General features: G+C 32.8%; 18 protein-coding genes, 5 tRNA genes and 1 riboswitch. Of the genes, 1 reads left to right on the top strand and 22 read right to left on the bottom strand.

From position 1 onward, the window contains the following. Positions 1–186 precede the first annotated feature (186 nt). The 6 genes from metK to ACJDU8_RS08155 form a co-directional block, all read right to left on the bottom strand. Complete coding sequence (gene metK, locus ACJDU8_RS08130) at positions 187–1,362, bottom strand: methionine adenosyltransferase (protein WP_406791657.1); 1,176 nt, start codon at positions 1,360–1,362, stop codon at positions 187–189. A gap of 69 nt (positions 1,363–1,431) precedes the next feature. Next, positions 1,432–1,535, bottom strand: a riboswitch (SAM riboswitch). A gap of 76 nt (positions 1,536–1,611) precedes the next feature. Further along, a tRNA-Tyr gene (locus ACJDU8_RS08135) sits at positions 1,612–1,696 on the bottom strand. Between the two features lie 5 nt (positions 1,697–1,701). After that, positions 1,702–1,777, bottom strand: a tRNA-Thr gene (locus tag ACJDU8_RS08140). A gap of 19 nt (positions 1,778–1,796) precedes the next feature. After that, positions 1,797–1,872 (bottom strand) — tRNA-Val (locus ACJDU8_RS08145). 12 nt (positions 1,873–1,884) lie between these two features. Continuing rightward, positions 1,885–1,969 (bottom strand) — tRNA-Tyr (locus ACJDU8_RS08150). A gap of 5 nt (positions 1,970–1,974) precedes the next feature. Next, positions 1,975–2,050, bottom strand: a tRNA-Thr gene (locus ACJDU8_RS08155). Positions 2,051–2,310: 260 nt separating this feature from the next. On the opposite strand from ACJDU8_RS08155, the gene yyaC reads away from it, so the two are divergent. Continuing rightward, the gene (yyaC, locus tag ACJDU8_RS08160) at positions 2,311–2,850 is read left to right on the top strand and encodes a spore protease YyaC (RefSeq protein ID WP_406791658.1); all 540 of its coding nucleotides are present in this window, start codon (positions 2,311–2,313) and stop codon (positions 2,848–2,850) included. 99 nt (positions 2,851–2,949) lie between these two features. Here yyaC and mreB read toward each other — a convergent pair whose 3' ends face one another. From mreB to ACJDU8_RS08240, 16 genes are all read right to left on the bottom strand, one after another. Continuing rightward, entirely contained in the window at positions 2,950–3,981 is a 1,032-nt protein-coding gene (mreB, locus tag ACJDU8_RS08165; RefSeq protein ID WP_406791659.1) for a rod shape-determining protein, read from the bottom strand. Between the two features lie 97 nt (positions 3,982–4,078). Then, positions 4,079–4,333, bottom strand: a complete 255-nt coding sequence (gene spoIIID / locus ACJDU8_RS08170) for a sporulation transcriptional regulator SpoIIID (RefSeq protein WP_012104000.1) — start codon at positions 4,331–4,333, stop codon at positions 4,079–4,081. A 199-nt stretch (positions 4,334–4,532) separates the two neighbouring features. Then, a complete protein-coding gene (locus ACJDU8_RS08175) occupies positions 4,533–5,252 on the bottom strand; it encodes a peptidoglycan DD-metalloendopeptidase family protein (RefSeq protein WP_406791660.1) in 720 nt (239 codons plus the stop codon). Positions 5,253–5,503: 251 nt separating this feature from the next. Continuing rightward, positions 5,504–6,541, bottom strand: coding sequence for a stage II sporulation protein D (gene spoIID, locus ACJDU8_RS08180; protein ID WP_406791661.1), 1,038 nt, complete (start codon positions 6,539–6,541; stop codon positions 5,504–5,506). Positions 6,542–6,674: 133 nt separating this feature from the next. Beyond that, positions 6,675–7,934 (bottom strand): UDP-N-acetylglucosamine 1-carboxyvinyltransferase, encoded by a 1,260-nt coding sequence (gene murA / locus ACJDU8_RS08185; protein ID WP_406791662.1) that lies wholly within the window; start codon positions 7,932–7,934, stop codon positions 6,675–6,677. Between the two features lie 190 nt (positions 7,935–8,124). Then, complete coding sequence (locus ACJDU8_RS08190) at positions 8,125–8,862, bottom strand: hypothetical protein (RefSeq protein ID WP_406791663.1); 738 nt, start codon at positions 8,860–8,862, stop codon at positions 8,125–8,127. A gap of 318 nt (positions 8,863–9,180) precedes the next feature. After that, the gene (locus ACJDU8_RS08195; protein WP_406791664.1) at positions 9,181–9,579 is read right to left on the bottom strand and encodes a F0F1 ATP synthase subunit epsilon; all 399 of its coding nucleotides are present in this window, start codon (positions 9,577–9,579) and stop codon (positions 9,181–9,183) included. Positions 9,580–9,628: 49 nt separating this feature from the next. Beyond that, positions 9,629–11,023 carry a F0F1 ATP synthase subunit beta gene (gene atpD, locus ACJDU8_RS08200; RefSeq protein WP_406791665.1) on the bottom strand — a complete coding sequence of 465 codons (1,395 nt, stop codon included), beginning with the start codon at positions 11,021–11,023 and terminating at the stop codon, positions 9,629–9,631. A gap of 12 nt (positions 11,024–11,035) precedes the next feature. After that, on the bottom strand, positions 11,036–11,887 hold the full coding sequence (gene atpG / locus ACJDU8_RS08205; protein WP_406791666.1) for an ATP synthase F1 subunit gamma: 852 nt from the start codon (positions 11,885–11,887) through the stop codon (positions 11,036–11,038). Positions 11,888–11,907: 20 nt separating this feature from the next. Then, positions 11,908–13,422, bottom strand: a complete 1,515-nt coding sequence (atpA, locus tag ACJDU8_RS08210; protein ID WP_406791667.1) for a F0F1 ATP synthase subunit alpha — start codon at positions 13,420–13,422, stop codon at positions 11,908–11,910. A gap of 4 nt (positions 13,423–13,426) precedes the next feature. Further along, positions 13,427–13,972 carry a F0F1 ATP synthase subunit delta gene (locus ACJDU8_RS08215; RefSeq protein WP_406791668.1) on the bottom strand — a complete coding sequence of 182 codons (546 nt, stop codon included), beginning with the start codon at positions 13,970–13,972 and terminating at the stop codon, positions 13,427–13,429. Positions 13,973–13,976: 4 nt separating this feature from the next. Beyond that, positions 13,977–14,456, bottom strand: a complete 480-nt coding sequence (locus ACJDU8_RS08220; RefSeq protein WP_406791669.1) for a F0F1 ATP synthase subunit B — start codon at positions 14,454–14,456, stop codon at positions 13,977–13,979. Positions 14,457–14,499: 43 nt separating this feature from the next. After that, entirely contained in the window at positions 14,500–14,751 is a 252-nt protein-coding gene (gene atpE / locus ACJDU8_RS08225; RefSeq protein ID WP_406791670.1) for an ATP synthase F0 subunit C, read from the bottom strand. Positions 14,752–14,827: 76 nt separating this feature from the next. Further along, on the bottom strand, positions 14,828–15,502 hold the full coding sequence (locus tag ACJDU8_RS08230; RefSeq protein WP_406791671.1) for a F0F1 ATP synthase subunit A: 675 nt from the start codon (positions 15,500–15,502) through the stop codon (positions 14,828–14,830). A 26-nt stretch (positions 15,503–15,528) separates the two neighbouring features. Then, a complete protein-coding gene (locus ACJDU8_RS08235; protein ID WP_406791672.1) occupies positions 15,529–15,885 on the bottom strand; it encodes an ATP synthase subunit I in 357 nt (118 codons plus the stop codon). A gap of 1,371 nt (positions 15,886–17,256) precedes the next feature. Next, positions 17,257–18,432: an acetyl-CoA C-acetyltransferase gene (locus tag ACJDU8_RS08240; RefSeq protein ID WP_406791673.1), complete on the bottom strand. Its 1,176-nt coding sequence runs from the start codon at positions 18,430–18,432 to the stop codon at positions 17,257–17,259. Positions 18,433–18,442 lie beyond the last annotated feature (10 nt).

The following is an 18,442-nucleotide window of genomic DNA, read 5'->3' on the forward strand; positions in this document are numbered from 1 at the left end:
GGAGTTTTTCTTTTTCCTACTCATAGCTATAAGCTTTCCGGAACCACAGGTAAAACCTGTGGTATTCTAAAATAAAAAAAGATGACCCCTGTTCAATACAGAAATCATCTTCTTAATCTAGCCTAGTCTTTTTTTATTGCCCTTGACAAAGGGTACATTTCACTACAATACAGAGTTCTTTTATTTTTAAAGATAACTCTTTATATCATTAACTTTATTTAACCTTTCCCAAGGTAAATCTATATCTGTTCTTCCAAAATGTCCGTAAGCTGCAACTTGCCTATATATAGGTCTTCTTAACTCTAGATCTCTTATTATAGCTGCTGGTTTTAAATCAAACACTCTATTTACTATATCAATTATCTTCTCCTCTGGTATCTTTTGTGTGCCAAAAGTATCTACACTTATTGATACAGGTTCTGCTACACCTATAGCATAAGCAATTTGTATCTCTAGCTTGTCAGCAACTCCAGCGGCAACTAAATTCTTAGCCACCCATCTAGCAGCATAAGCAGCGGATCTATCCACTTTAGTAGGATCCTTTCCTGAAAATGCCCCACCGCCATGTCTTCCGTAACCACCGTAGGTATCAACTATTATCTTTCTTCCTGTAAGTCCAGAATCCCCCTGAGGGCCTCCAACTACAAACCTTCCTGTTGGATTTATAAAATATTTAGTATTAGAATCTAAAAATTGTGGTGATACGATAGGTTTTATAACATTATCTATTATATCTTTTTCAATTTGCTCTCTGGTCACAAATTCATCATGCTGGGTAGATACTACTATTGTATCAACTCTAATTGGTTTATTATCCTCATATTCTATAGTAACCTGTGTTTTACCATCCGGCCTTAAATAATTTAAAATACCTTCTTTCCTAACCTGCGCTAATCTCTTTGAAAGTTTATGAGCAAGATTTATAGGCATAGGCATATATTCTGGAGTTTCATTTGTGGCAAAGCCAAACATCATACCCTGATCTCCAGCTCCTATGGCATCCAACTTTTCCATTTTACCTGCTTTAGCTTCCATGGACTGATTAACTCCCATAGCTATATCTGATGATTGTTCATCAATTGAACTTAAAACGGAACAAGTATCACCATCAAATCCATATTTAGCTCTAGTATATCCTATTTCCTTTATAGTTTTTCTAACTATTTTAGGAATGTCAATATAACATTCAGTAGATATCTCTCCCATAACTAAAATCATACCTGTAGTAGTTGCAGTTTCACATGCTACTCTTCCATAAGGATCTTGTTCTAAAATAGCATCCAAAATAGCATCTGAAATTTGATCACACATTTTATCTGGATGTCCCTCTGTAACTGATTCGGATGTAAATAACTTTCTCATTTTCGATACCTCCTACTGTATAAAATAAAAAACCACTTCAATAAGAAGAGGTTAAATGAATTAACTACTCTCTTATCTCGCAGACTTTTAACTGCCGGAATTGGCACCTTGGTGGGTACACACTGGTTGCCGGGCTTCACAGGGCCTTTTCCCTCCACCTCTCTTGATAAGAGCTTTTATATTATGTTTTCTTAACTGTAAAGAAATAAACACTTACGTAAAACAAAAAACACTTAAAAGTGCTTTTTATGGTGGAGGAAGATGGATTCGAACCATCGAAGTCACTGACAACAGATTTACAGTCTGCCCCCTTTGGCCACTCGGGAATTCCTCCGCATTTGGTGCTGGCAGTAGGCTTCGAACCCACGACCTACTGATTACAAGTCAGTTGCTCTACCTGCTGAGCTATGCCAGCTTATTTTATTATTAAATAATGGTGGGCACAACAGGGCTCGAACCTGTGACCCTCTGCTTGTAAGGCAGATGCTCTCCCAGCTGAGCTATGCGCCCAAAATTTTTTTATGGTGGAGGAAGATGGATTCGAACCATCGAAGTCACTGACAACAGATTTACAGTCTGCCCCCTTTGGCCACTCGGGAATTCCTCCACATTTGGTGCTGGCAGTAGGCTTCGAACCCACGACCTACTGATTACAAGTCAGTTGCTCTACCTGCTGAGCTATGCCAGCTTATTTTTAAGCTATCTATCTAGAATACAAACACACCTAACGTAGATTAGTATACATTCTCATTCATTTATTTTCAAACCTACTATACCCGTATAACATAATATTAAACGTTTATTACTCTGCATTTCTTTATATTTCTCCAAAAATCATATGTATCTAATTCAATTCTAATATTTCATATAATGTTATCATATACATTAATATATAATGTTCTCTACAAAAACATTATAAGGTTTTATACATGAAGGAAGGTGAATATATTGAATAAAGTAAAAGTCAATTATAAAAATCCTTTGTCCTACTATGAGCTTGCCTATTTTCTGAAAAATTATATTGATAAAGATACTATTATCATATGTATTGGTACAGATCGATATATAGGAGACTGTTTAGGTCCTTTAGTAGGTACCCTGTTAAAGTGCAAACATTTTCCGCTTCCAACTTACGGTACAATTTCAGACCCTATACATGCACTAAACATTGAAAATAAATTAAACCAGATAAAGCTAATTCATCCCAATAGTAATATTATAGGAATAGATGCTTGCTTAGGAAATTCAGAAAACATAGGAGAAATACAAGCAAGAGATTTCCCTGTTCATCCTGGTAAAGGCGTTGGAAAGTCCCTTCCAAACGTAGGAAATTCTTCTATAATAGGTATAGTTGATTCAAATGAAAATGAAAACCTATTTAATAACTCTAACAACATACGTCTAAATTTAATTTTAAATATGGCTGAGGTAATACTTTATTCATTAATTCATTCATATTATCTATATTACAACAATATATTATCTTAAGCATACATAATAAAAAACCCAACTTAAATAAATGTAATTTACAGGAACAATAAGTTAGATTTCACTTTTAATATGTTAAAATATATTAATTTTGCATGATCAATCTATTAATGTTATATCGTCACCAGTAAAAAAAACTTCCATTTTATCTAAATATTCAAGAACTTTACCTGTACCCAAAGCCACACAGGATATTGGATCTTCAGCCACATAAACAGGTACATGTGTAACTTCATTTATTAGATCACTTAACCCATTTAATAATGCTCCTCCACCAGTCATGAAAATACCTTTTTCAGCTATATCCGCTGCTAATTCTGGTGGAGTTTTTTCTAATACTGCATGGGTTGTATCCGCTATAGCGTTTACGATTTCCTTTAATGCTATCCTCATTTCCTCAGAAGACACCGTTATATTTTTAGGAAGTCCTGTAACCAAATCTCTTCCTCTTATTTCCATAGTCACTTCTTCTTCTCTATTAAAAGCAGAACCTATATTTATTTTTAAATCTTCTGAAGTCCTTTCTCCAATCATTAGCTTATGTTCTTTTCTAATATATTTCATTATAGCTTCATCAAACTTATCTCCTGCTATTTTTATAGAGGATCTTACAACTATTCCTCCTAGAGAAATCACTGCCACATCCGTAGTTCCCCCGCCTATGTCTATTACCATATTACCACTTGCCTTAGTTATATCAATTCCTGCACCTATAGCTGCAGCTAGAGGTTCTTCAATCAAAAATACCTTTTTTGCACCTGCATTTTTAGCCGCATCAATTACAGCTCTTTTTTCAACTTCAGTAGCTTCACAAGGAACACACACCACTATTCTAGGTGCTGACATCCTTTTCTTTCCGCAAGCTTTACTTATAAAATATTTTAACATCTTTTCTGTTACATCGTAGTCAGATATAACACCTTCTCTTAATGGACGAATGGCAACAATATTACCTGGTGTCCTCCCTATCATTTGCCATGCTTCTTCCCCTACAGCAAGTACTCTATTCTTACTCTTATCTATAGCAACAACTGAAGGTTCTTTTAAAATTACCCCCCTACCTTTAATATACACAAGTACTGTAGCTGTGCCTAGGTCTATGCCCATATCAGTTCCTATATTAAAAAACATTCCTTCTTCACTCCTAATCTTACTAGCTTTTCACAATAAAAATGTAAACTTATTATCTTTATTATCATATCATATTCTAATTATAATGGGAATGTTTTTACCCTTCAATAGCTTTATATTTCATTTTTGTAGCTTTTCCACCTCTTATATGCCTTTCCGCCTTATTATAATCCAATATATTCTTGGCTTCTTGGGCAATTTGTGGATTTATCTTTGGCAACCTTTCTGTCATATCCTTGTGTATAGTACTTTTACTTACCCCAAAAACTTTAGCCGTTTTCCTTATAGTGGCTTTAGACCCTATTATATATTTAGCAACTTCTAAAACTCTTTCTTCAATGTAATCTTTCAAATTTATTCAACTCCTTTATACAGTTAGCACTTAACAGCAATAAATAAAAGTTTTTAATGCATCCATAAATATTTTTTATACAGTTTCATAATTTTTCGCAATTGCTCGTCCCCCTATATTTATAAATATGCTCATTTATATTTTTAAATTCATGGTGTATTGGCCATTTCTCCACAAAATTCTGAGAAATGGCCTATTGCTAGTATTTTATATATTTTCCTGGATCTACAAATTCATTGCCTTTTAAAATTGCAAAATGTAGATGATCCCCATATTTTTCATAAGCTGACCTTAAAGTACTTTTGCCAACTATTCCTATAGCAGTTCCCTTTTTCAATGTTTCCCCTACATTAACTTCTACATTAGGATCTAAATTGGAATAAACAGTTTTTAATCCATTCTGATGATCTATGATAACTTCTACTCCATCTTGGGTGGCTTTATTAACTTCTTCTACTTTTCCATCCATAGCTGCAAATACAGGTTTTCCTAATGCTGTTTGTATATCATACCCCAAGTTTGGCCTATAAGTACTTGTAGAATCCCAATATACTGGATCCTCTGAATATGCTCTTGCAATAGTTCCTTCCACTGGTTTTTGGAAAGAAGTACTAGCTGAACTAGATACACTTTTTGAAGTTTCTTCAGATGCATTTGCATTAGCATTTGTTTTATTATTCTTTTTTACCTGGAGAGCATTATCATAACTTGAAGAAGATTCTTTATCTGTCTTTGCTATTTCTTTAGTTTGTTTTTGCTGTAAAGCTACACTTTTTTGTAATTCAGCACTTTGATTTTTATTATTTCTTGCAGTTATCACTGCAACTGTTGCCACAACACAAAGACAAATAAAAAGTATTATATAAAAACCCTCCTTTTTTAAAAAGTTAAATGTTCTACTAAAAATTTTTCTGTCCATATGAACACCTCCTTTTTGTAGTTTGTCCAGACAATGACAAAAAATACATATTATATAATTTTTTCTTTATAATTTTTACAAAAAATTATAAAGAGACAAGATAAAAATTTTTCACCTTGTCTCTTTATATATTTAACTTTCTCATGAAGTGATTCTAAACTTTAGAAAGACTTATTATAAGCACAACGTACCTATGTTCCATTTTCAAGTGACTGGAGTGTCAGTAATGTAACCTCCGAATAAATTTCACATTATCTTACATAAAATGCTTCTACATTTTGTAACCCTGTTTTATTATAATAATGAGCTAATATTTCTTTATACCCTTTACCATCTTTAGCCATGGCGTTAGCTCCCCACTGACTCATTCCCACTCTATGTCCATATCCAATACACTCAATAATTATATTATCTCTAAAATATATATTAAAATCTGAAGAATTTAGTGACATAATAGTTCTGAAGTTTACCCCAGATACAGTAACTGCTCCTAATTTAATTTCCTTAACGGAACCTCCTTCATTTCTGGATTTTACAACTATCTGGTTAGATAAATTTTTTACAGACAATCCCGAATCAGGATATTTTGAATTTACTTTGTCTATAAAAGCAGCATAAGATAGTTCTATAGAAGTTCTATATTTACGTGCAGATTCCTCTCCTGGACTTTCTACACTCTTTAAATATTCTTCTCCCTTTCCAAACACATCTACTGCATTTTCTGTCTTACCCCCACTTACTGCAAAATAATAGGGCTCCATAACCAACTTATTTTCGTAGCTTAATACCTGTCCTGAAGTAGCTCCCACTGCATTTACTATTTTATTCCAATATTCATCTTTCTTAGATTCAGGCCACTTTTTCATTATATCTTCTTTACTCATAAATACTTGACATGCCACTGTATCACATACATCAGCTCCAGTATTACTTTTATATTTTTTGCCGCCATATACTTCCATATGTGCCGCTCCAAAAGTCCTAGCTGCTACAGCTTGAGCCTTAATTGCCTCTTCTGAAAATTCTGCAGGCATTTCAGATGCTACCACCCCCACTACATATTCCTCCAATGGAATTTTTTCTACTTTATCTTTTTCAGTTATGTACACTTTTATATCCTGTGGAATATAATTGTAGCTCTCATTTTTTGATTTCATTATAAATTCAGGTAGAGTATACTTTCCACTTTGCATTCCTGTTATAAATAAAGAAAGTAAAATTATAAATGCTGTACTCATAAATATTAAAATAACCAGTTTTTTTATAAAGTTCATAATATATTTTTTCATTTTGCTCTCCTATGTTATAGCTTAATATATTTCTATTATGACAGTACTAAAATTATTCCATTAAAACCCCTATAACTAAATAAAAAAGAGAAAATTGCAGCAAAGATTTTCTCCTTTTATCAATAACAAAAAATTATTCATTTATTCTTTTAATATCAGCTCCCAACACCTTTAGTTTCTTTTCAATATCCACATATCCCCTATCTATGTGATATACATCCCCAACTTCTGTTTCTCCTTCTGCTACTAGTCCACAAAGTATAAGTGCCGCACCAGCTCTGAGATCTGTAGCCTTAACTTCTGCTCCTGTAAGCTTATCAACTCCTTCTATAACTGCACTTCTTCCATCTATTTTTATGTTTGCCCCCATTCTCTTCATTTCCCCTGCATGCATAAACCTATTTTCAAAAATAGTTTCCGTTATAATACTCGTACCCCTCACTGTACATAAAAGTCCTGTAATCTGTGACTGCATATCCGTAGGAAACCCTGGATAAGGCATGGTTTTGATATCTATAGGATTTAAATCTCTATCTCCATCCACAATTAAACTATTTCCATCACATTTTATATACACACCAGCTTCAGTAAGCTTGGCGATTATTGGTTTTAAGTACTCTTCATTCACACCATTTATTCTGATTTTACTCCGTGTTATTGCTGCAGCCACCATAAAAGTTCCTGATTCTATTCTGTCACATATTGGCCTATGAGTACTTCCTTTTAACTCTTTTACCCCTATTATATGAATGGCTCTAGAGCCTGCACCAGTAATATTTGCTCCCATACTATTCAAAAAATTTGCCAAGTCCTTTATCTCTGGTTCCTCTGCTGCATTTTCTATTATAGTCTCCCCCTGAGCAGTCACTGCTGCCATCATTATATTTTCTGTAGCTCCCACTGAGGGAAAATCCAGATATATTCTGTTTCCTATAAGCTTTTTAGCCTTAGCCTCAACAAAACCATGTTCTACATTTACTTTTGCACCAAGGGCAGCAAAGCCTTTTAAATGTAAATCTATCGGCCTGCTTCCAATATTACATCCTCCTGGAAGGGATAATTTAAATTCTCCAAATCTGGATATCATGGGTCCCATTATTAAAAATGATGCCCTCATTTTTTTCACTAATTCACTACAAGGATCACAATAATCTATATTAGAGGTATCTATACTAATTTTATTTGTATCTTTATCTATATTTACACCTGCTGATATACTCTTTAATATATTACTTATTACAAAAACGTCTTCTAGCATAGGCACCTGCTCTATAACACACTTACCTCCACTTAAAATACAAGCTGCTATAATAGGTAATACAGAATTTTTAGCAGCACTGATATTGACTTCTCCATGGAGTTTATTTCCCCCTCTAACTACTATTTTACTCATAGTGTTCCTCCATTCTATAATTGCTGATATGTTAATTAATTTTTATCAAGCTACTGACTATTTTTAACAAAAAGCAATATTACCTTTAATAAGGTACATAAAAGTAAATAACAAATTAAAATTGACTAAAGCAGGAAAAAACAGTAATCAGTGCTGTAAATTATATTAAAATTTAACACAAGCTATATTTTCAATATGTTTCCATTATCTCTGGAGTGCCCATAATTATATAAGTTCCCATATCATACTTCATAACAGCATAATTAAAATCTATTAGATTTCCTTCGCTTTGTATAGATTCATATCGACCAGTATATGCGGTAGAAGTATATCCATCTTCCAAAGGTATTGTTTTTATATTACAGGTATTCCAATACTCCAGAATGCTCTTTACTTGTTTATTTATAGCATCAACATTTCCTTTCTCAACTTTTGCCTTAACATATTCAAAATATCTGCACTTTTCCGCCTGACCAGATAAACACATCTTTATATTACTCTTTATATCTTCTAACTCATAAGTACTGCATATCTTTATAATATTAACTGTTATAACATTATAGTTTTCATAATTTACACTCTGTATATAACCATCAATACTATCATTGTTAAAGTATATTGAATAAGCTTCATTATTTTTTGATACTTTTTTATTTAGCTTATAATATTTATCTAATTTTATGGATATTTCATCTACAGCTTTTTCTCCAGAACCTTCAGTAGTGAAAACTGCCATGACTCCACATTCTGTAGGTTTGCTGTTGGTGCTATCCAATATATTTCTAAATAAATCTACTTTTTCTCCAGTAGAACTAAACCCTTCTTGCAATATCTGCTTATTATAGTAACCATTCACTGGAACACCTAAATAGCATTGAAAAAAAACTAAACACAATAGTAAAAAAAATATTATTCCTATCTTTTTCATATGATATAGTCCTGCAAAGACATTGTACAGGACTTCTCACCCCCTCACCTTTACTTTAGAAATTATGGACAACTTTTCTATTAATATTCGTAAAAATTTCTATTTTGTATTATTTTTACAGAGATTTAAAATAACAGTTTCCATTAACAACTTCAGAAAATAAAGATTTCATATATGAGGGGTCTTATATTAATATATAAATATGCTCAATAGAATGTGCATATTTGACATAAAAAAACACTATCAAAATTCACCCTACTACGGTGATTTTCGATAGTGTCTTTTATGTTAAAAGAAATACCCAAATTACTAAAAGTTTTACTGTATTAAATTAATTCTAGCTAATGCTCTATCCAATGCTAACTGTGCCCTTTTTATATCTATTCCATTTTTATCAACCAATCTTTCTTGGGCCCTTTTTTTAGCTTCTCGCGCTCTTTTTATATCTATTTCTTCTGGCCATTCACAAACATCACATAATATTTTCAGTTCATTATTTTTTACTTCTAATATCCCACTTGATGTAAATGCCTTTAATCTTTTACCATCTTTTTGAACAATTTCAGTGTCTGCAGGTTTTAATGTAGTAACTAAAGGCATATGACCTGGAAGAATTGCTATGCTGCCTTCAATGCTTTCTGTTATTACTTCCACTACCTCTCCTTTATAAAATTCCCTGTCAGGAGTAAGGATAGTTAATTTTAAAACTTCTGACATACTAATCTCCTTCTTAAAAGTAAATATAATTTTACTTTTAAATACATATTTAATTGTTTACCATGCTTTTAGCAGATTCAACAACCTCATCTATACTTCCTTTAAACAAGAAAGCCGTCTCTGGTAAATTATCATATTTACCCTCAAGGATTTCTTTAAAACCTCTCACGGTCTCTTTTACAGGTACATATTTTCCTTCATATCCTGTAAACTGTTCTGCAACAGCAAATGGTTGTGATAAAAACCTTTGTATTCTTCTAGCTCTTATAACCACTAATCTGTCTTCTTCCGAAAGTTCATCTACACCTAAAATTGCTATAATATCTTGAAGTTCACTATATCTTTCAAGTATATGTTTAACATCTGATGCCACTTTATAATGTTCTTCTCCCACAATCCTAGGATCTAATATCCTTGATGTTGAAGCTAAAGGATCAACTGCAGGATAAATACCAATTTCTGATATAGACCTTGAAAGTACTGTAGTAGCATCAAGATGTGTAAAAGTTGTTGCCGGTGCCGGATCAGTTAAATCATCTGCAGGAACATATACTGCCTGAACAGATGTAATAGAGCCCTGCTTTGTAGATGTTATTCTTTCCTGAAGGGAACCCATCTCTGTAGCAAGTGTTGGTTGATATCCAACAGCACTAGGTATTCTGCCTAGTAAGGCCGAAACTTCAGAACCTGCCTGAGTAAACCTGAATATGTTATCTATAAATAAAAGCACATCCTGACCCTCATCCCTAAAATACTCTGCCATAGTAAGTCCTGCAAGTGCCACTCTCATTCTTGCACCCGGAGGTTCATTCATTTGCCCAAATACCAAAGCAGTTTTATTTATAACACCAGATTCTTGCATTTCATAATATAAATCATTACCCTCTCTGGTTCTTTCTCCAACACCTGTAAAAACAGATAATCCACCATGTTCTTTTGCTATATTGTTTATAAGTTCTTGTATAATAACTGTTTTACCAACACCTGCACCACCAAATAATCCTATTTTTCCACCCCTTTGGTATGGTGCAATAAGATCAATAACCTTAATACCTGTTTCAAACATCTCGGGCTTAACAGATTGATCTTCAAAGCTTGGCGCCGGCCTATGAATAGGAAAATATTTTTCTGCTTCTACCGCTCCCTTTTCATCAATAGGCTGACCTAACATATTAAAAAGTCTTCCTAAAACTGGTTCTCCTACAGGCACAGATATAGGTGCTCCAGTATCTAAAGCATCTATACCCCGCATTAACCCATCTGTACTCTCCATAGATATAGTCCTTACTATATCATCACCTAAGTGCTGTGCAACTTCTGTGATAATCTTTCTATCCTCTAATTCTATATTTATGGCATTATATATGTCTGGAAGGTTTTCTTCATCAAATTTTATATCTACTACAGGTCCTATGACCTGAACAACTTTGCCTATATTTGGCATGAACGTCCCTCCTTACCTTAGAGCTTCTGCTCCTCCAACTATTTCAGTTATTTCCTGCGTTATAGCAGTTTGTCTTTCTCTATTATATTGAAGATTTAATTTATCTAACAACTCATTTGCATTTTTAGTAGCTCCATCCATTGCTGTCATTCTAGAGGCCTGTTCACTAACCTTTGAATTTATCATGCAATTAAGTATTTTTTGTCCCAAATGCAGCTCTACCACATTTTCCATCATTTCATCTGCAGGTGGTTCAAATTTCACAATAAAATTTCTTTTTTCCACTTGATTAGCTTCAATAGGAAGCAGCTTTTCAATAATTACATTTTGCTTAACAGTTGAAATGAATTTAGTAAATATTATATTAATTTCTCCAACTTTGCCGCTTCTATAGAGTTCTAGTGCTCTGTATGCTATATCACCTGCTTCTCTTATTGTAGGAACATCAGGAATATCTATATATTCTGCTTCTATATTATAGCTCAGCCTTTTGAAATACATCTTTCCTTTTTGTCCAACAGCTACTAGAAAAAATTCTTCTTCATCTTTTAATTTTATAGCATTTAATTCATTTACAACGTTGACATTGAAACCTCCGCACAATCCCGTGTCGGAATTTAAAGCTATATATAGTTTTTTATTGTTTTTATTACCCTTTGTATAAATATTATTTTCATCAGCTTCTAATGCAAATTCATTTGCAATAGAACTAAAAAGTTCACAATATTTATTGTTTGCCTCAAGTTTCTTCCTAACTTTTCTAAATTTAGAGGTGGCAATAAGTCCCATGGCCTTGGTTATTTTTTTAGTACTAGTTATTGATTTAATTCTTCTTCTAATTGTAACAAGTCCTGCTCCTGCCATACTTCACCTCCTTGAGATAACTACATCTCTACCAAAAATATTTTTTTAAATTCTTCTATGGCATTTCCAAGTTTATCACTTAATTCATCAGATATAATTCGACTTTCTCTTATTTCATCCCCTATTTCTCTATGGTGGGTATCCATATAATCCAAGAACTCTTCTTCAAATTGTGATATTTTCTCCACCGGTACATCCATTATGTAATTTCTACTTGCCGCAAATAATATCATTACCTGCTTCTCTACAGGCATTGGCTTATATTGAGGTTGTTTTAGTATTTCAGTTAATCTTTTACCTTTTTCAAGAGTTCTTTTTGATTCCGCATCTAAATCAGAACCGAATTGTGCAAAAGCTGCAAGTTCTCTATACTGTGCCAGATCTATTCTAAGGGTACCTGCAACTTGTTTCATAGCTTTAATCTGTGCATTACCTCCAACTCTAGATACTGATATACCTGCATTTATAGCTGGCCTTTGTCCTGCATAGAAAAGTTCTGTTTCCAAAAATATCTGACCATCTGTTATAGAAATAACATTGGTTGGTATATATGCAGTAACATCTCCTGCTAGTGTCTCTATTATAGGCAGTGCTGTAAGTGAGCCTCCGCCTAGCTTATCTGAAAGTTTCGCAGCCCTTTCCAAAAGTCTTGAATGTAGATAAAAAACATCTCCCGGATATGCTTCCCTTCCCGGCGGCCTTCGAAGCAATAGAGACATAGCCCTATATGCCACTGCGTGCTTGGATAAATCATCATATACTATAAGCACGTCTTTTCCCTTATTCATAAAATATTCTCCCATGGAACATCCTGCATAAGGAGCAATATATTGAAGTGGTGCTGATTCTGAAGCAGATGCAGATACAACTATTGTATAATCCATAGCACTGGCTTCTATTAAATTATTTACTATATGTGCTACTGTAGATTGTTTTTGACCTATAGCTACATAAATACATATTACGTCTTTTCCTTTTTGATTCATTATAGTGTCCATGACAATAGCAGTTTTACCTGTCTGTCTGTCTCCTATTATAAGTTCTCTTTGTCCCCTGCCAATTGGTATCATGGAATCTATGGCCTTTATTCCTGTTTGGAGAGGCTCTTTAACGGCTTGGCGGGTTATAACTCCTGGTGCAACAAGTTCTATGGCTCTTGTTTCAGTGGTCTTAATAGAACCCTTACCATCAATGGGCTGTCCAAGTGAGTTTACAACTCTGCCTATAATATTTTCTCCCACAGGCACTTCTACAACCTTACCTGTTCTTTTTACTGTATTTCCTTCTTTTATTCCTTCTTGAGAACCCAAAAGAACACAACCTACATTATCTTGTTCAAGATTTAAAGCCATACCGTAAACATCATTAGGAAACTCTAAAAGTTCTCCTGCCATACATCCATTAAGGCCATAAACTCTAGCAATGCCATCACCAATTTGAATTATTGTACCTGAATCAATGGTTTCTATTTTCTTTTCATATTTTTCTATTTGACTTTTTATAATTGAAGTTATTTCTTCAGGTTTTACGTTCATAGGCTCACCTCTGTTCTCCCTTAAGCATTAATTTTTTCATTTCAGAAAGTTTTGATTTTATAGTTCCATCAATAACTACGTTGTCTACCTCCACATAAACCCCACCTATTATGCCAGGATCTAGTTCTTCTTTAATCAAAACTTCTTTATTAAACTTTTTCTTCAATTTTTCAACTAAAGCTTCTCTCTCATCATCCTCTAGTGGAATAACTGTTTTTACTTTTGCAATAACTGTATTATTCTTTTCAAGATATATTCTTCCCATTTCTCTAAGCTTACCATGTAATTCGTTAATTCTACCTTTATCAATAAGCACTAATAAAAACGAAAGTATATCTTCATTTATTTTACCCTGTAATACATTTGTAAGTGCTTCCTTCTTTGCTGATGTACTAATTTCAGGGTGCTCCATAAATCCTAAGAGTTCAACATTATCATTTATAAGATCAGCAACATCATTTAATTCCTCTAAATATTCCTCAATCTTCCCTTTTTCCTCTGCAATCTGATAAAGTGCAAGAGCGTATCTTCTATCTAAATATTCATGCATATTTTTAGATACCTACCTTAGCTATAAAATCCTTAATGAGTTTTCTATGTTGATTTTCATCAATAGAACCTTCAAGAGCCTTTGAAGATATCAAAAGAGCCAAGTCAATAACTTGATTTCTTATTTCAGATTGAGCCTTTTCTTTTTCTCTTTCAATGTCCTTTCTAGTTCTTTCAAGGGTAAGCTCAGCCTCAATTGAAGCTTCTTCCTTAATTTTTTCTGATAGCTTTTCAGCTTTTTCTTTATAACTTTCCACTATTTTTTTGCCTTCCACCTTTGACTGCTGAAGATTCTTTTCATTTTCAATTCTTAGTGATTCAGCTGCTTTTCTATCTAAATTTGCTTTATCCAATGTATCTTTTACTTCATTACTTCTTTCTTCAACTACGCTACTAACCTTATCAAAAAAAAAGTGTTTTAATATAGCCATAAGAACGAAAAAGTTTATTATTGTAACAATTATAGTGAATACATTTCCATTCATATCCTAAAAGCCTCCCTTCAGGCTTATTTTTCAAAAAATATTCTTATTGCCATTTTAAGAACAGTAGCAGTATTGAAATAAGCAAAGCATATAACGAAGTAACTTCAGCAAAAGCTAAGCCAATAAACATTGTTGACGTTACAGGACCTCTAGCCTCAGGCTGTCTTGCTATCGCTTCAACTGCTTTCCCTGTAACAGTACCTATACCAACACCACCGCCAAGACATCCGATTGCAGCTAAGCCTGCTCCTATTGCACACATTCCATCTAAGAAAGTTTTAGCATCAATATTCATTTTTCTCCTCCTTAAGTTTAAACAAAATTTGAATTTATAATACCTACACCAATATTTTGATATAGCTATTTGTGAATTATTCCATTTCTGCCCCCATTCTAGTATACAACATAGTAAGCATCATAAATATATACACTTGTATAATACCATCAAATACATCAAAAAAGAAGTGAAACGGTATTGGGATTACAAATGCAGTAATATGACTTAATTGATAGAGAAGACCTATTATTATCGAACCTACCAGCATATTGCAAAATAACCTTAGACACAATGAAATTGGGAGAGTAAATTTCTCAATTAAATTCATTGGAAACATTAAAGGAAATGGTTCAATTAATTTTTTACCATACCCCTTAATTCCAGCTTTCATAAATGCATTTCCATTGATCACCACAAAACTTATTAGTGCAAATCCAGCTGTCACATTTATATCTTTAGTGGATGGCTCCACCCCCACCAATCCTGATAAGTTTAAAAAAAACAAGAAAATACCCATAGTACCTATAAATGGCACAAAACTCTTGTATCTGGAGCCCATATTACTAGAGACTAAACCATTTATAAAATCTACGATCATTTCTAAAACACTTTGTCTTTTATCTGGGATCTCCTTTAAATCCCTGGTCAGAATTACTACCAAAACAGTAATTACAATCATAGTTATCCATTGAACAACAATACTCGTGGTTACATTTAGAGTGTGATTTAATATGTTTAATGAAAATACTGTTTCAGCGTTTAGACTCATATAAACACCCCTTCTCTAACTATATTTTATTTTTTTGTCCTTACTCCATATATAATAATGGCTACATAATGTAAAGTATATCCTGCTATAAAAGCTACAATGTTATATTTATTATTCTTATAAAGTAATAATATAATACCTATTGTAATTATAATTCTTATTGCCGATGAAAGGATAATCAAATTTTTTTTTCCTCCAATAGACAATAAATAACTGCTTGTAACTGCATTGAATATAAAGTTTATAATTGCCATTACAAGGCCTATAATGACAATAAATGTATAGCTTCTATAAAATTGAAAAGAGAATATTAAAACTATAATGGCAATAACAATATCTATTTTACCTACATTCTTTAATACATTTTTCAAGTCTTCTCCCAAATAAAACTCACCTACTATACCAGTATACCAGTTATATAATAATTATATAACTAAAATTAATTTTTGTTGAAACTTAAAATTTGTCTATTTTTTACGTTATATATTGACTACGATAAATCACCTCATTAATACATATCGATTTTCAGCTATATCTTTTTATTTCTCAAAATTATATAAGAACTTTTTTAGCTTCCATAATCTAAAGTTATCATAAAAACACAAGAAACATGTCCATTAAATAAACCGATTCCTTAAAAGCATATTTCCCGTACCTATCTAAACGTTTATATAAATTACCTCTTCTCTATTAAAACAGTTCTCATTCCGCCACCTATGTAAAGCGTTGCAAGACCTTTAACTCTTAGTACTTATCTTTTAAATATAAACCTCACTACTTTAATTAAAAAAATTTTTATAAGTGTTAAAATTTCATGGCACCAACCGGCAGTTACCTGAATTTATGTTAAAAACAATATTATTTAAGATAATTAGCTTAATTCATATAATTCTATTATGTGTTAATTATACTAAATTAATTAATATCTTATCAACATTTTTTGTTAAAAAAAACACAAAGTTTTATAAAGATCAATGTATATAAAGCTTTTTCTATGATTTCTAAGCTATTTAATTATACCTCCATATATTATCTTGAAATGTTCAAATATGCCTTATTTTGAAATGCATCATTTTAAAATATATCAAAGTGCCCATTCCCATTTTAAAGGACATAGAGTCGTGATTGTATAATTAAATTAAAAGACCAACTATATAAAGCCAAGATAATTTTTTTAAAAAAATCATATTTTTAGTTTCTTAAAAAGTTACATTTTCAAAAAATAGAATTATATTTGTGAAACAAATGCGGTATTATTTTTAAAAAGATAAAATACTGCGCGTATAAAGAATCATTAATAATAACACCACCTGAACCAATGATACAGCAATCATGCTTATTCTTTGCTACATCGATGCCAATATAAATCATAAGAACACTCCTTATTGTTTAGTCCGCTATGTTCCACTCGCTTTATGTTAAATGTATCCTTGCTCTATATAAAACATCATGCGTTATCCAACTAATCCACAGCGTCCTATATTATTATAGTAAATTATCCTAAAGAAAGGAGAAGTATGATGAATTTACTATAAGTTCATTATACAAGGTGATAAATATGTTAAATGCGTATATAAAAGAAGAAAAAAACATGGAATGTACCTGCTGATAGTAAAGAGAATCATGGAATGAGATTACTATTTGACACTATATGCCAAAAGCCAAATCCTCATATCTAGAATTTGGCTTTTGGCTACACTCTAAGCCAAAGTAAACCAAAACTTACTCTGTTCCTTATTTAAGACTAGTATATATTATCTTTCAACTATTAAAGCAGTTCCCATTCCGCCGCCTATGCACAGTGTTGCAAGACCTCTCTTAGCATCTCTTCTTTGCATTTCATAAAGTAATGTAACAAGTATTCTTGCGCCTGAGCAACCAACTGGATGTCCAAGGGCTAATGCTCCACCATTCACATTTACTTTACTCATATCAAACTCTAAATCTTTTGCCACAGCTAAACTCTGGGAAGCAAAAGCTTCATTTGCCTCTATCAAATCTAAATCTCCTACAGTCAAATTGGCTTTTTGAAGTGCTAATTTTGTTGCATGGAATGGTCCATATCCCATTATTGTTGGATCCAATCCTTTACTTCCATAAGAAAGTATCTTTGCAAGTGGTTTAATTCCAAGTTCTTTTGCTTTATCTGCACTCATAACAACTAACGCTGCTGCTGCATCATTTATTCCTGAAGCGTTACCTGCTGTAACTGTTCCATCTTTTTTAAATGCTGGTTTCAATTTTGCTAATGATTCAATAGTTGTCCCAAATCTAGGGAATTCATCAGTATCAAAAACTATTTCTTTCTTCTTTTGCTTAACAGTCACTGGTACTATTTCGTCTTTAAATTTTCCAGCCTTTATAGCTGCTTCTGCTTTTTGCTGTGATGCTACTGCAAATTCATCTTGCTGTTCTCTTGTTATGTTCCACTTTTCTGCTATATTTTCAGCTGTAATTCCCATATGATAATTATTGAATGCTTCCCAAAGTCCATCTTTTATCATACCATCTATTAATTTTCCTTCTCCCATTCTGTATCCCCATCTAGCCTTTGGAAGTATATATGGAGCAGCAGACATGTTCTCAGTTCCACCAACTACAACAACATCATCGTCTCCAGCCTTTATAAGTTGAGCTGCTAAACTTACTGTCCTGAGTCCGGAACCGCAAACTTTATTTAATGTAAAAGCTGGAACCTCTACAGGAATACCTGCCTTCACAGCTGCTTGTCTTCCTGGGCTTTGTCCTAAACCTGCCTGTATTACATTTCCAAATATAACTTCATCTACTTGCTCTGGTTTAATATTTGCTCTTTTTACTGCTTCTTTTATAACTATAGCACCTAAATCCACAGCTGGAACATCCTTTAAAGCTCCTCCAAAATTTCCTATGGCTGTTCTTACAGCACTTACAATAACTACATCTTTCATAAATCAAATC

Source organism: Candidatus Clostridium eludens (genome assembly GCF_045310515.1).
Lineage (GTDB): Bacteria > Bacillota > Clostridia > Clostridiales > Clostridiaceae > Clostridium_B > Clostridium_B eludens.

Excerpts from the sequence above, each read along its gene's own strand:
- metK (WP_406791657.1), bottom strand. The coding sequence starts at position 1,362 with ATGAGAAAGTTATTTACATCCGAATCAGTTACAGAGGGACATCCAGAT.
- mreB (WP_406791659.1), bottom strand. The coding sequence starts at position 3,981 with ATGTTTTTTAATATAGGAACTGATATGGGCATAGACCTAGGCACAGCT.
- ACJDU8_RS08175 (WP_406791660.1), bottom strand. The coding sequence starts at position 5,252 with ATGGACAGAAAAATTTTTAGTAGAACATTTAACTTTTTAAAAAAGGAG.
- spoIID (WP_406791661.1), bottom strand. The coding sequence starts at position 6,541 with ATGAAAAAATATATTATGAACTTTATAAAAAAACTGGTTATTTTAATA.
- murA (WP_406791662.1), bottom strand. The coding sequence starts at position 7,934 with ATGAGTAAAATAGTAGTTAGAGGGGGAAATAAACTCCATGGAGAAGTC.
- ACJDU8_RS08190 (WP_406791663.1), bottom strand. The coding sequence starts at position 8,862 with ATGAAAAAGATAGGAATAATATTTTTTTTACTATTGTGTTTAGTTTTT.
- ACJDU8_RS08195 (WP_406791664.1), bottom strand. The coding sequence starts at position 9,579 with ATGTCAGAAGTTTTAAAATTAACTATCCTTACTCCTGACAGGGAATTT.
- atpD (WP_406791665.1), bottom strand. The coding sequence starts at position 11,023 with ATGCCAAATATAGGCAAAGTTGTTCAGGTCATAGGACCTGTAGTAGAT.
- atpG (WP_406791666.1), bottom strand. The coding sequence starts at position 11,887 with ATGGCAGGAGCAGGACTTGTTACAATTAGAAGAAGAATTAAATCAATA.
- atpA (WP_406791667.1), bottom strand. The coding sequence starts at position 13,422 with ATGAACGTAAAACCTGAAGAAATAACTTCAATTATAAAAAGTCAAATA.
- ACJDU8_RS08215 (WP_406791668.1), bottom strand. The coding sequence starts at position 13,972 with ATGCATGAATATTTAGATAGAAGATACGCTCTTGCACTTTATCAGATT.
- ACJDU8_RS08220 (WP_406791669.1), bottom strand. The coding sequence starts at position 14,456 with ATGAATGGAAATGTATTCACTATAATTGTTACAATAATAAACTTTTTC.
- atpE (WP_406791670.1), bottom strand. The coding sequence starts at position 14,751 with ATGAATATTGATGCTAAAACTTTCTTAGATGGAATGTGTGCAATAGGA.
- ACJDU8_RS08230 (WP_406791671.1), bottom strand. The coding sequence starts at position 15,502 with ATGAGTCTAAACGCTGAAACAGTATTTTCATTAAACATATTAAATCAC.
- ACJDU8_RS08240 (WP_406791673.1), bottom strand. The coding sequence starts at position 18,432 with ATGAAAGATGTAGTTATTGTAAGTGCTGTAAGAACAGCCATAGGAAAT.